Source organism: Achromobacter sp. JUb104 (assembly GCF_024806975.1).
Classification (GTDB): domain Bacteria; phylum Pseudomonadota; class Gammaproteobacteria; order Burkholderiales; family Burkholderiaceae_B; genus Achromobacter; species Achromobacter spanius.
This window is the reverse complement of sequence record NZ_JANUEY010000002.1, coordinates 1,645,275-1,657,778: the sequence shown is the minus strand read 5'-3', so window position 1 is coordinate 1,657,778 and position 12,504 is coordinate 1,645,275. Positions and strand designations below refer to the sequence as shown.

Genomic DNA, 12,504 nt, shown 5'->3' with positions numbered 1-12,504 from the left:
CTCGTGCAGGCGTGACATCGCCGGCGCGGTGCAACCAGCCATACCTAGACCTATAAATATCGGAGACGCAAGAATGCAGACCAGCCTGAAGCTGCGCCTGGCCGCCTTGGCGGCGCTTGGCGCGATGACCTTGTCCCTGGGCGTGGCCCAGGCCGCCGACGAGCCTCGCCGCCCCGAATGCATTGCGCCGGCCCAGCCCGGCGGCGGTTTCGACCTGACCTGCCGCTTGGCCACCGAAGGCTTGAAGCAAAGCGGCGCGCTCAAGAACACGATGCGCATCGTCTACATGCCGGGTGGCATCGGCGCCGTGGCCTACAACAACATCGTGGCGCAACACCCCAACGAACCCGGCACCATCGTCGCGTTCTCCGGCGGCTCGTTGCTGAACCTGGCCCAAGGCAAATTCGGCAAGTACAACGTCAACGACGTGCGCTGGCTGGCCGGCATCGGCACCGACTACGGCGTGGCCGTGGTCCGCAACGACTCGCCCTATACCGATCTGAAAAGCCTGATGGAGGCCTTCAAGCAGGATCCCACCAAGATCGTGCTGGGCGCGGGGGGCACGGTGGGCAGCCAGGATTGGATGAAGGCCGCCCTGACCGCGAAGGCGGCCGGCGTGGACTTCAAGAAAATGCGTTTCGTCGCCTTCGAAGGTGGTGGCGAAGCCGTCACCGCGCTGCGCGGTGGCCATATCCAGGCCTACATGGGCGATGCGGCCGAAGCGTTCACGATGCTGGAAGGCGGCGCGCCCATCCGCGTGCTGGCCGTGTTCAACGACCAGCGCCTGCCGGGCAAGCTGAATACGGTCCCGACAGCCAAAGAGCAGGGCTATGACATTGTCTGGCCCATCATCCGCGGCTTCTACGTGGGCCCGAAGGTGTCCGACAAGGACTACCAGTTCTGGGTCGATGCATTCAACAAGACCGCGGCGTCGCCCGAGTTCGAAAAGTTGCGCCAGCAACAGGGCCTGTTTCCCTTCAACAAGACGGGTCCTGAACTGGATGCCTACGTGAAGGAACGGGTCAAGGTCTACGCCGAACTCGCGGATTCATTCGGCCTCATCAAGAAGTAAGTCCAAGCAGTAAGCCCAAGAAATAAGCCGCGCCGCAAGGCGTCCGTTTCCATCGCGCGCTGCAAGGGTTTCCGCGCCGCCGGCCTGGCCGGTGGCGGCGGGGGCGGCTGCGCCCGCGCGTTCCCACACTACGGAAAAGTGGATCATGAATGATCGAATCCTGGGCATCGGCGCGCTGGCGCTGGCTGCCTTCATGACAGCGGCCGGATGGGGCATCGCCGCCCCGTTCGCCTACGAACCCGTTGGCCCGCGCGCCTTCCCCTTGCTGGTGGCCGCCATCATCGGCCTATGCGGATTGTGGCTGGTCTACAAGGGCGGCCACACCGTCGAGGGCAATCCGCCTGGGGCCAATGGGCGCATCGCGTTGATGATGGCGTTCACGGTGGCTTATGCCTTCTTGTTCCAATGGTTGGGCTTCATCATCGCAACCAGCCTGATGACCGTTTTTGTTGGCCGCTTGTTTAGCGGTGGCTGGGTCAAATGCGCCATCGGCGGCATCGTCATGAGCGTTCTGTTTTTCTTGCTGTTCGACAAAGTGCTGGACGTTGTCTTGCCCGGCGGCCTGCTGGAGACCTTGCTATGAGCGGCATTCTTGATCATCTTTCAATCGGCTTCGGCGTCGCGCTTACGCTCACCAATATTCTGGTGGCGATGATCGGTTCGTTCATCGGCACCCTGGTGGGCGTATTGCCCGGCCTGGGGCCGGTCAACGGCGTGGCGATGTTGATACCTATCGCCTTTGCCATGAACCTGCCGCCGGAGACCGCGTTGATCTTGCTGGCGGCCGTGTATGTGGGCGCGGAATATGGCGGCCGGATCACGGCGATTCTGCTGAACGTGCCGGGCGAAGCCAGCGCCATCATGACCACGCTGGACGGCTATCCGCTGGCGCGCCAGGGGATGGCCAACGTTGCGTTGTCGCTGTCGGCGTGGTCGGCATTTTTCGGCGCCATCGTGTCGGTCGTGGGCATCATCTTGCTGGCGCCGTTGTTGGCGAAATGGGCCTTGGCTTTCGGTCCCGCCGAGTACTTCGTGCTGATGATTTTTGCGTTCTGCTGCTTGACCAGCCTGCTGGGAAAACAACCCGTCAAGGGTGTGCTGGCCGCGATGATCGGCCTGTCGATTTCGGTGGTGGGCGTGGACGCGAACTCGGGTGTATACCGCTACACCTTTGAATCCGTGCACCTGGCGGACGGCATTGATTTCGTGGTGGTCGTGATTGCGCTGTTCGCGGTCAGCGAAATGCTGGAGATGCTGGAAAAGGTCGCGCGTGGACACAGCGTTGAGGTCAAACCCAGCGGCCGCAAGCTGTTCAACCTGAAAGAGTTGGCCTTCACGTGGTGGAGCGTGGTGCGCAGCGCCTTGGTGGGCTTTGGCGTGGGCGTGCTGCCGGGGGCAGGCGCGAGCGTGGCCGCGGCCGTTGCGTATTCACAGGAAAAACGGATCATCGAAGCCAAGGATCCTGACGCCAAATTCGGCAAGGGCGACATGCGGGGCCTGGTCGCGCCCGAAGCCGCCGCCACGGCGTCCGCCATTGGGTCGTTCGTGCCGATGTTGACGCTGGGCGTGCCGGGATCGGGAACTACGGCCGTCATGATGGGCGCGCTGACGCTCTACAACATCACGCCGGGACCGGTCCTGTTCGACACCAAGCCCGAGTTGGTATGGGGCTTGATTGCATCGCTGTTCGTGGCCAACGTGCTGTTGTTCGTCATGAACGTGCCGCTGGTGCGCTTGTTCTCGAAAGTGCTGTCGGTGCCGGGGTGGCTGATGGTTCCGGGCATTCTTTGCATCAGCTATATCGGCGTGTATGCGATCAACTCGGGCACGTTTGATCTCTTGCTGGTGGCGGGTATTGGCGCGTTGGGATACTTCCTGCGCAAGTTTGGCGTGCCAATGGCGCCGCTCGTGCTGGGGGTTGTGCTGGGCAACATGATGGAGCAAAACCTGCGTCGTGCCCTGTCGATGACGGATGGCGACGTGGTCGTGCTCTTTTCCAGCCCCGTGTCGCTGTCGCTGTGGGCGGCGGCGTTGGCTGTAGTGGTGGTGCCGCAAGTGCTGCGCCGGATTCGGCGCAACAGGAAAGCGGCGGCTGATGCTGCGTAAATAAAGGCGACAAGGCATGTAAAGCAAAGGGGCGCTTCGAAGCGCCCCTTTGCTTATTTTATAAATACGAGCAATTACTCGTATTTATAAAGAGGATCAAACGTGTGCCAGTCTTTCCAGCGCGGCATCCAGCGTTGCATCTTTCTTGGCAAAGCAGAAGCGCACGATGCGGTGGTTGGATTCAGCAGCATCGGGTTGGCGATAGAAGGCCGAAACAGGGATCACGGTCACGCCGTGGTTCACCGTCAGGTCGCGCGCAAAGTCGGCTTCATTCTGCTTGGAAATCTGGCTGTAATCCGCCAGCAGGAAGAACGTGCCCGGGCTCGGTAGCGGACGGAATCGCGTGTTGGCCAGGCCTTGCGACAGGCGATCACGCTTGGCCTGGTAGAACGCCGGCAAATCCAGGTAGGGCTTGGGATCGCGCATGAACTCGGCCAACGCGAACTGCATCGGCGAGGGCACCGTGAACACCATGAACTGGTGCACCTTGCGCAGCTCGGCGCTAAGCTGCCGCGGCGCGCAGCAATAGCCGATCTTCCAGCCGGTGGTGTGATAAGTCTTGCCGAACGACGAGATCACGAAAGCATGTTCGGCCAGCAACGGACGGCGCGCCACGCTGGCATGCGGCTTGCCATCGAACACGATGTGCTCGTAGACCTCGTCCGACACCAGCAGCACACCGGTATCGCGCACGATGGCTTCCAGCGCGTCCAGGTCGCTGTCGTCCAGCACGGCACCCGTGGGGTTGTGCGGGAAGTTCAGCATCAGCAAGCGCGTCTTGGACGTGATGGCGTCGCGTACACGCTGCCAGTCGATGCGGTAGTGGGGGTCGGCTTCGGTGGGGGCGCGCAGCGGCACCGGCACGGCTGTGCCGCCCGCCAGCCGGATCGCGGGCAGGTAGGAGTCGTAGCAGGGTTCGATGACGACGACTTCGTCGCCGCTGTTGACGGCGGCCAGCACCGTGGCCATCAGGGCTTCGGTGGCCCCGCTGGTCACCGTGATCTCGGTTTCCGGGTCGTAGGCGTGGCCATAGAGTTCGCGCGTCTTGGCCGCGATGGCTTCGCGCAAGGGCGCGACGCCAGGCATGTACGGATACTGGTTATGGCCATTGGCCATGGCCTGGGTCACCAACGCACACAGCGCGGGGTCGGGATCGAAGTCAGGAAAGCCCTGGCCCAGGTTGATGGCCTTGTGTTCGATGGCCAAGCGGCTCATGACGGTGAAGATGGTGGTGCCGACGTCGGGAAGTTTGGATCGGATCATGGTGAACGCGAAGGAGTGCGCAATGGGCGGAGAAAGTTCTCGTAAGTATCCCACTAACTCATAATTCGGTTTTCGCGTTCGCGATGCAGGTGGATGGAATGGTGGGTCAGAATGTGTTGTTGAGGGTGCTCGGGGGATTGGCGCTTGCGCTGGCTGGCGCGCTGTTGGCGGTGTGGATGCACATGCCCTTGCCGTGGATGCTGGGCGCGTTGTTCGTCACTGCCGCCACGCGGATCGCGGGTGTGGGCACGGTCTGTCCGCGGCCGGCGCGCAACGGGGGGCAATGGGTCATCGGCACGTCGCTCGGTTTGTACTTCACGCCGCAAGTCATCGGCCACATCGGCAGCAATGCCGGCCCTATCGTCGTCGGTATGTTGTTTGCGTTGGGGCTCGCGTTCATGGGGACGGCGATGCTGCGGCGCTACACCGATGCGGATCTCAAGACAGCGTGGTTTTCGTCGGCCATCGGCGGCGCAAGTGAAATGGCCAGCCTGGCGGAGCGCCATGGGGCGCGTATCGACCGCGTGGCAACGGCGCACAGTGTGCGGGTGTTGTTGGTCGTGGTGACGGTGCCATTCATATTCCAGTGGTGGGGCGTCGCCGGGCTCGACCCGACGGTGCCGGGCCCGACGGTTGTCGACGGCGTTGGCCTCGCCGCGCTGGTAGTGCTGACGTGTATGGGTGGCATGGCGTTCATGAAGCTGCGCTTGCCGAACCCTTGGGTGCTGGGGCCGATGTTGGTGGCGATGCTGTTGACGTCGTGGAGCATTGAACTGTCGGCATTGCCCGACTACGTGCCCAAGGCGGGGCAACTGCTTATCGGCTGGTCCTTGGGTGACCGTTACCGTCCGGATTTTTTTCGCGCGGCGCCACGCTTTATCGCGGTCGTGGCGGCGTTTACCCTGACCGCCCTGGGCCTGGCATTTGGCTTGGGGGCGTTGCTGTCCTACTGGTCGGTGGCGCCCGTGCCGACGCTGATCCTGGGCACGACACCTGGAGGCATCGCAGAGATGGCCATCACGGCCAAGGTGCTTCAACTGGGCGTGCCGGTGGTGACCGCCTTTCACGTCACGCGCATGGTGTTCGTGGTGATCGTGACGGGGCCTATTTATGCGCTTCTTGCACGCCGGCAGGCCTAATTCCGCAGGGCGGTACTTCGGCCGAGTCTGAAAAATGCGACATTGGGGTAAACAACAATATGAGGTGCCAATGCCGGATGAGTATGCTGATTCCGCAGTTGATTCAAGCAGCGCGCGGACTCGTTCTGTTGCTTGGCGACGAGCGGGAACATAGCAGCAACGCAGGGTTTTCCACTGGTTGTTCAGTTCTCACGGCGTCCTTGATTCATTGCATTTCGAGTTAATTACAGGACGCTAGAAAAAATGGCTCAGAAGGGCAAAGTTAAGTGGTTCAACGCCGACAAGGGTTACGGCTTCATCACCCCTGATGTTGGCGGAACCGAAGTTTTCGCACACTTTTCCGCCATCCAGGGCCGCGGCTATCGCAGCCTGAACGAAGGGCAGGAAGTCGAATTCGAAGTTAAGGATGGTCCGAAAGGACCTCAAGCGGCCGAAATTCGCCCGCTTTAAATCGGGAAATCCCCTTTTCCCGTCCGCCAGGTTCAACCTGGCTACAACGCCCCAAGATCTTCGGATCTGGGGCGTTGTTTCATTTTGGGAGCCGGTTACGGGCCACTGCCAGAAGGCTTGCCCGGCTCGTCCAATACACCGTTGTTAGTGTTCACTAACATATCCTCCAGCCTTGGATAACTCTGTGGATAATTATTTTTGAGCATCAGGAAATATGTGCTCATTAATGAAGCAGCGGCATTGGCTTCGACAGGGTTTTGCACAGTTTTATCGGTTTCATTATTGAGATTGCCGCAAGCGGCTTTTCGTACGCGTGCGCGCTGTCTGTACTTGCCTGCTTATTGTGAAACCTGATGTTTTCCCCATGAAAACGGGGGTTTGTGGCTCTTTCCCGTTCGGGCAATGCTGATTGGTGTTCCGGCGTTCAGCGCGTTTTGCTGTGCGTTTTATACCGGTTATTGAGCTTCTCTTCGTGGTTGTTCACAAAGATATCCCCATCCCGGTTATGCACAGAATTTGCGGCTGACGGGCCAAAAATGCTGCCCTTGGCCTGTGGATAGAAATGGGGATAGGGCAGGCCAGACGTGGCTTTATCTTGGGTTTTTGATGTGGCGGCAGGAATGCGAGAGGAGTTTTCGTACGCGTTGAGGCGCAGTATTCGTCGGCGCACAAGCACTTCAGTTTGACCCAGAATTTTTTCCCCACACCTTTTCCACAGGCTTCACATGAAGCCATGTCCTCCTCCATATGGATGATGGCGGGCTGGCTTTCTGCCGGGCAAGATAGTTGTGATGTCAAAGATCACGACCGGTGCTGCGGGAAGTACGCGAGATAAAAATGCGTGCCGCCGTACAACGGTGTGGATAAATGCTTAGCCTAAATCCGGGCCTGAATTTCGTCGCAATTTGACTATCCCGAAGCTATGGAGTTCCCGGTGGTGATCGGCAATTCTATTTGGGCATCCGCTGCATTCGCGAAGCTTAAGCGTGGTGATTTTCGGATCTTATCCACAAAGTTCTCCACGTGAAAAATGGCAGCGGATGGACGGTGGAGTCATTGCGATCGCCGGTCCGGGATTGAATACTCTCGGGTGCCTGAGAACGTGTTTTCTCCTATGAGAAGCACGGGACAATTACTTCGCTGGATGTCCCTTAGGCTATGACGTAACGCGCGGCCAATCTCGCGTTTCCGACTCCCATTCGGTCCAGCGTTTTAGAAGTTATCCCCAAAGTTATTCAGCGCAGTTTGCGACATCGTGGGCCGGGTTCGACGCCTCTTCGTTGTTGATAACTACGCGCAGCGTTGACGCCGAAGGTTTCGAAATTGCCCGCTTGAGATATCCACTGACGGATGTGAATAAGTAGTGTCCGCATTCGAAGCTTGAATCGGCAGGTTATGGTCGTCGAGACTTTGGATAATTTGGCAGCGCTTAAATGCGTTCGACATCAGAGACGAGAAAGCACGTCTATCCGTTGCGTTTGACGGCTCACCCTACGGCTTTAGCTCACCGTGTTTCACGTGAAACCTAAAAAAATTGGTTTTGTTTTGGGTAAGGGGTAGGGTAGGGGTCAAAAAAATGATTTTTTTCTTGGTCGATACGCGCTCGGTACATCTCATCGCTCCCGCTTGCAAAACCAGCTCGCCGTTGAATGGGGACAGATATTCCATCTGGTAGCTCGAACATAGCGACTCTTTTCGCGCCGGTGTTTCACGTGGAACATAACTATTTCACCTGAGCGCTGTGATTCGGAGTGGTTGCGAGGTGGAGATGAATGACTAGCGGTCCCGCCCGCGAAGATGTTCCACGTGAAACATCGAACTGGCGTACCCAGCATGGGCCTGGCTTTCGGTGTTAGCCATCTCCGCTATGTTTCACGTGGAACACTCCGGTCCGTCATCAGATTGCAGATGTTCCACGTGAAACATACGCGAGTTAAGCCTCGACGATCCCCGATACAGAGGGCCTCCTTCGATGTTTCACGTGGAACACGAACTCCAAGAAATCGGCAGATGCAGACATATTTCGCTCGCATCCTAGCTTGGCGTTGCCATTTGCCGACGGCAACCTAGCTCCAGGCGACGTGTCCAGACGCACACGAATGTTTCACGTGAAACATACAATCCCTGCCTCTATAATGAGCACCGAACGCCTTCTTATCTTTTCTCCCCACCATGGACTATCCCCGCGAATTCGATGTCATCGTCGTCGGTGGCGGCCACGCCGGCACTGAAGCGGCACTGGCTGCCGCGCGCGCTGGCGCCCGGACGCTGCTGCTGACGCACAACATCGAAACCCTAGGCCAAATGTCTTGCAACCCCTCCATCGGAGGGATCGGCAAGGGCCATCTGGTCAAAGAAGTCGACGCCCTGGGTGGCGCGATGGCTTTGGCTACGGACGAGGCGGGTATTCAGTTCCGCATCCTTAACGGTTCAAAGGGGCCGGCCGTACGTGCTACCCGCGCCCAAGCCGACCGGGTGCTGTATCGCCAAGCGATCCGTGGCCGGCTGGAGAACCAAGCCAACCTATGGCTGTTCCAGCAGGCAGTGGAAGACCTGATGGTGGAAGGGGATCGCGTAGTCGGTGCCGTGACGCAAGTTGGCTTGAAGTTCCGGGCCAAGACCGTCGTCCTGACTGCGGGTACCTTCTTGAACGGTCTGATTCACGTGGGCTTGCAGAACTATTCGGGCGGACGTGCGGGAGATCCCCCGGCTATTTCGCTGGGCCAGCGTTTGAAGGAACTCAAGCTTCCCCAGGGGCGCCTGAAGACCGGCACGCCACCGCGTATTGATGGGCGCTCCATCAACTACAGCATCTTGGAAGAGCAGCCGGGTGATTTGGATCCTATCCCCGTGTTCTCGTACATGGGCAATGTGGCCATGCACCCCCGGCAGTTACCTTGCTGGATCACCCACACCAACGCGCGCACGCATGACATCATTCGCGGCGGGCTAGACCGCTCGCCGATGTACAGCGGCGTGATCGAAGGCGTGGGCCCCCGGTATTGCCCTTCCATCGAAGACAAGATCCACCGCTTTGCAGACAAGGAATCGCACCAGGTCTTCCTGGAGCCGGAAGGTCTGGATACGCACGAGGTTTATCCCAATGGCGTGTCGACCAGCCTGCCGTTCGATGTCCAGCTTGATCTGATTCATTCCCTGCGTGGCCTGGAAAATGCGCACATCATGCGCCCCGGCTATGCCATCGAGTACGACTACTTTGATCCACGTGGATTGAAGAGCACGCTTGAGACCAAGGCGATCGGCGGGCTTTTCTTTGCCGGTCAGATCAACGGCACGACGGGCTACGAAGAAGCTGCGGCCCAAGGGCTGTTGGCGGGTGTGAACGCAGCGCTGCTTTCGCTGGGCCGCGACCAATGGACGCCGCGCCGCGACGAAGCCTATCTGGGCGTACTGGTAGACGACCTGGTCACGCGTGGCGTGACCGAACCCTATCGGATGTTCACCTCGCGCGCCGAGTACCGACTAAGCCTGCGTGAAGATAATGCGGATTTGCGTCTGACCGAGATCGGCCGCCAATTGGGTATTGTGGACGACGCGCGGTGGGATGCATTCAACCGCAAGCGCGATGCCGTGGCGGCCGAGGTCGAGCGCTTGAAATCATCCTGGGTGAATCCTCGCATCATGCCGGTGGAAATTGCCGAGCCTTTGCTGGGCAAGGCGATTGAACGTGAGTACTCACTAGCTGACCTGCTGAAACGTCCGAATGTTTCCTATGAAGCATTGATGGCCGCACGCAACGCCGACGGCTCCCTGCTGGCGGGTCCTGGCGTCGTCGCGGACGACATCCTGGCCGAACAGGTTGAGATCCAGGTGAAGTACGCCGGGTACATCGCTCGCCAGCAAGACGAAGTCCAGAAGCAGATCTCGCATGAACAACAGCCCATCCCGGCCGATGTCGACTACGACGCCGTGACTAGCCTGTCGTTCGAAGTGCGGCAGAAGCTGAAGACGCACCGTCCGGAAACCGTCGGCCAAGCCGCGCGCATTTCCGGTGTGACGCCCGCCGCAATTTCGTTGCTGCTTATCCACCTGAAGCGCCTGCACTACGGCTCGCGCAAGCAAGCCGCATGACCGCCAACACCAATCTGGCCGGCACGGACATGGCCGGCCGCCTCTCTCGTGCATGCGAGCAACTGGGGCTGCACGCCGACGCTGCGGCGCAAGCCAAGCTGCTGAACTATCTGGCGCAGATGCAGCGCTGGAACCGCACGTACAACCTCACCGCGATTCGCGACCCGCAGCAGATGTTGATCCAGCATCTGTTCGATAGTCTGTCCGCCGTCGCTCCATTCAGCCAGGCGCTGGGTGCAGCGGGTGCCGCGGCCAAGATCTTCGACGTGGGATCGGGTGGCGGCCTGCCTGGCGTCGTTCTTGCGATCATGCAGCCCGCATGGTCCGTGACGTGCATTGACGCCGTTGAAAAGAAAACCGCATTCGTGCGCCAGATGAGCGGCGCGCTGAGCTTGCCGAACCTGCACGCCCGCCATGCGCGTATCGAAACGCTGGACCCAGCCGAGTGCAACATCGTTACCTCGCGGGCCTTCGCGTCCCTGGACGATTTTGCGCAGCTCGCGGGTCGCCACGTGCGCAACGATGGTACCCTCGTCGCGATGAAGGGCAAGGTCCCCGAAGAGGAAATTCAGGCGTTGCATGCGCGCGGGGAATGGCAGGTCGACCACATCCAGCCGCTCCGCGTGCCGGAGTTGCAAGCAGAACGCTGTCTGATCTGGATGCGCCGCAATGAAGGCCGCAGCGAAGAACGCAGCGAAGGACGCAGTCAAGGAACCCTATGAAGAATTTACCCCCCAGCACAAATGCCCGCGTCTTCTGCATTGCCAATCAAAAGGGCGGTGTGGGCAAGACGACCACCGCCATCAATTTGGCGGCGGGCCTTGCCACGCATAATCAGCGCGTGTTGCTGGTGGACCTGGACCCGCAGGGCAATGCCACGATGGGCAGCGGTATCGACAAGAACGCACTGGAATCGAACCTGTACCAAGTGCTGATTGGCGAAGCCACGATCGAACAGGCCCGCGTGAAGTCGGAGTCCGGTGGCTACGATGTCTTGCCCGCCAACCGCGAACTCTCCGGCGCCGAGATTGATCTGGTGCAGATGGAAGAACGCGAGCGCCAGTTGAAGAGGGCGATCGACACCGTCTCAGGCCAGTACGATTTCGTATTGATCGATTGCCCGCCGACACTGTCGCTGCTGACACTCAACGGCTTGGCTGCCGCGCATGGCGTGATCATTCCGATGCAGTGTGAGTACTTCGCGCTGGAAGGCCTATCTGATCTGGTCAACACCATCAAGCGCGTGCATCGCAACATCAACGACGACCTGCGTGTCATCGGCTTGTTGCGCGTGATGTTCGATCCGCGCATGACCTTGCAACAGCAAGTGTCCGCGCAACTGGAAGCGCACTTCGGCGACAAGGTCTTCAAGACCGTCGTGCCGCGCAACGTGCGCTTGGCTGAAGCACCCAGTTACGGTATGCCGGGCGTGGTGTATGACCGCGCGTCACGGGGTGCGCAAGCGTATATCTCGTTTGGCGCGGAAATGATCGAGCGCGTCAGGAAAGACTTCCAGTAAGCCGTATTCATGTCCGCAGCCACGCTCTTTGTTCCCACCGCGCCACAGGCTTTTTGCACGCCGTCCATCGACGAGCGGGATCGCCTGCGCGTGCGCTTGGAAGAGGCGGCGCTGAACGCGACGGCCGTCAATGCACAGGTGCTCTATGATGGCTGGCTCGTGCGCTTTGCGCATTCGTCGGCCAAACGCGCGCGCAGTGTGAATGTGCTGGGGTTATCCACACGTCCGCTGGACGAGCGGCTGGCGTATTGTTCTTCGTTGTATGCGCGCCATGGCCTGCCCATGGTGCTGCGCATTACCTCCATCGGCCCCGATTTTTCCCTGGATGCCGAACTGGAGGCCCGTGGTTATACCTTCACCGGTGAGACCCGAGTCATGAGCATGTCGCTCGCCCCCACGCTCAGCGTCCGGGGCGGCCTGTCTTTCACGAACGTCGATACCGATCGCTTCGCGCAAGCGGTCGGCGCCATGCGTGGCTCGGCGTTCGAGCACATCGGTGAACACCAAGCGCGTCTGCAAGGATTGGCTGTGGATAAGCAGCCGGTGCTGGTTTTTGACGCGGCGGGGCAGTGTGTTGCCGCGGGCCTGGCCGTCCGCGACGATGAACTGCTGGGCCTGTTCGACATCGTTACCGACCCAGGGCAACGGCGTAAAGGCTACGCCGATGCCCTGATGCAACATCTATTGAGCGAGGGCGCCGCCGGCGGCGCCAAGACGGCATATTTGCAGGTCGAGCCGGAAAATACAGCCGCGCGGGCCTTGTATGGCCGCTACGGTTTCAAAGACTGTTACGCGTATTGGTACCGGCTGCCTGCCGAGCAGCCGGACACCTGAGCCTGGTCTCGGGATACAAAAACAGAAGG

General features: G+C 59.9%; 10 protein-coding genes. 9 read left to right on the top strand and 1 reads right to left on the bottom strand.

The genetic code is table 11. From position 1 onward, the window contains the following. Positions 1-73 precede the first annotated feature (73 nt). The 3 genes from M2361_RS19420 to M2361_RS19410 all read left to right on the top strand — a co-directional run bounded on the left by M2361_RS19420 (position 74) and on the right by M2361_RS19410 (position 3,178). Complete coding sequence (locus M2361_RS19420) at positions 74-1,072, top strand: Bug family tripartite tricarboxylate transporter substrate binding protein (RefSeq protein ID WP_404976400.1); 999 nt, start codon at positions 74-76, stop codon at positions 1,070-1,072. Between the two features lie 145 nt (positions 1,073-1,217). Then, the gene (locus tag M2361_RS19415) at positions 1,218-1,655 is read left to right on the top strand and encodes a tripartite tricarboxylate transporter TctB family protein (protein ID WP_259251274.1); all 438 of its coding nucleotides are present in this window, start codon (positions 1,218-1,220) and stop codon (positions 1,653-1,655) included. Next, complete coding sequence (locus M2361_RS19410) at positions 1,652-3,178, top strand: tripartite tricarboxylate transporter permease (RefSeq protein WP_259251273.1); 1,527 nt, start codon at positions 1,652-1,654, stop codon at positions 3,176-3,178. The genes M2361_RS19415 and M2361_RS19410 overlap by 4 nt, the downstream gene beginning before the upstream one ends. A 96-nt stretch (positions 3,179-3,274) precedes the next feature. On the opposite strand, the gene M2361_RS19405 is transcribed toward M2361_RS19410, so the two are convergent. Next, on the bottom strand, positions 3,275-4,441 hold the full coding sequence (locus M2361_RS19405) for a pyridoxal phosphate-dependent aminotransferase (protein WP_259251272.1): 1,167 nt from the start codon (positions 4,439-4,441) through the stop codon (positions 3,275-3,277). Positions 4,442-4,539: 98 nt separating this feature from the next. On the opposite strand from M2361_RS19405, the gene M2361_RS19400 reads away from it, so the two are divergent. From M2361_RS19400 to M2361_RS19375, 6 genes are all read left to right on the top strand, one after another. Next, on the top strand, positions 4,540-5,580 hold the full coding sequence (locus M2361_RS19400; RefSeq protein WP_259251271.1) for an AbrB family transcriptional regulator: 1,041 nt from the start codon (positions 4,540-4,542) through the stop codon (positions 5,578-5,580). A 243-nt stretch (positions 5,581-5,823) separates the two neighbouring features. After that, entirely contained in the window at positions 5,824-6,030 is a 207-nt protein-coding gene (locus M2361_RS19395) for a cold-shock protein (protein WP_046806066.1), read from the top strand. 2,172 nt (positions 6,031-8,202) lie between these two features. Then, on the top strand, positions 8,203-10,122 hold the full coding sequence (mnmG, locus tag M2361_RS19390) for a tRNA uridine-5-carboxymethylaminomethyl(34) synthesis enzyme MnmG (protein WP_259251270.1): 1,920 nt from the start codon (positions 8,203-8,205) through the stop codon (positions 10,120-10,122). Beyond that, a complete protein-coding gene (gene rsmG, locus M2361_RS19385) occupies positions 10,119-10,844 on the top strand; it encodes a 16S rRNA (guanine(527)-N(7))-methyltransferase RsmG (RefSeq protein WP_259251268.1) in 726 nt (241 codons plus the stop codon). The genes mnmG and rsmG overlap by 4 nt, the downstream gene beginning before the upstream one ends. Then, positions 10,841-11,641, top strand: coding sequence for a ParA family protein (locus tag M2361_RS19380; RefSeq protein WP_050447337.1), 801 nt, complete (start codon positions 10,841-10,843; stop codon positions 11,639-11,641). The genes rsmG and M2361_RS19380 overlap by 4 nt, the downstream gene beginning before the upstream one ends. Positions 11,642-11,650: 9 nt before the next feature. After that, positions 11,651-12,475, top strand: coding sequence for an N-acetyltransferase (locus M2361_RS19375; RefSeq protein ID WP_259251266.1), 825 nt, complete (start codon positions 11,651-11,653; stop codon positions 12,473-12,475). The last annotated feature ends 29 nt before the right edge of the window (positions 12,476-12,504 follow it).

What these genes read in the sequence shown, in the direction of transcription:
- M2361_RS19415 (WP_259251274.1), top strand. Translation starts at nt 1,218, where the DNA reads ATGAATGATCGAATCCTGGGCATCGGCGCGCTGGCGCTGGCTGCCTTC.
- M2361_RS19420 (WP_404976400.1), top strand. Translation starts at nt 74, where the DNA reads ATGCAGACCAGCCTGAAGCTGCGCCTGGCCGCCTTGGCGGCGCTTGGC.
- M2361_RS19375 (WP_259251266.1), top strand. Translation starts at nt 11,651, where the DNA reads ATGTCCGCAGCCACGCTCTTTGTTCCCACCGCGCCACAGGCTTTTTGC.
- M2361_RS19380 (WP_050447337.1), top strand. Translation starts at nt 10,841, where the DNA reads ATGAAGAATTTACCCCCCAGCACAAATGCCCGCGTCTTCTGCATTGCC.
- rsmG (WP_259251268.1), top strand. Translation starts at nt 10,119, where the DNA reads ATGACCGCCAACACCAATCTGGCCGGCACGGACATGGCCGGCCGCCTC.
- M2361_RS19400 (WP_259251271.1), top strand. Translation starts at nt 4,540, where the DNA reads ATGGTGGGTCAGAATGTGTTGTTGAGGGTGCTCGGGGGATTGGCGCTT.
- M2361_RS19410 (WP_259251273.1), top strand. Translation starts at nt 1,652, where the DNA reads ATGAGCGGCATTCTTGATCATCTTTCAATCGGCTTCGGCGTCGCGCTT.
- mnmG (WP_259251270.1), top strand. Translation starts at nt 8,203, where the DNA reads ATGGACTATCCCCGCGAATTCGATGTCATCGTCGTCGGTGGCGGCCAC.
- M2361_RS19395 (WP_046806066.1), top strand. Translation starts at nt 5,824, where the DNA reads ATGGCTCAGAAGGGCAAAGTTAAGTGGTTCAACGCCGACAAGGGTTAC.
- M2361_RS19405 (WP_259251272.1), bottom strand. Translation starts at nt 4,441, where the DNA reads ATGATCCGATCCAAACTTCCCGACGTCGGCACCACCATCTTCACCGTC.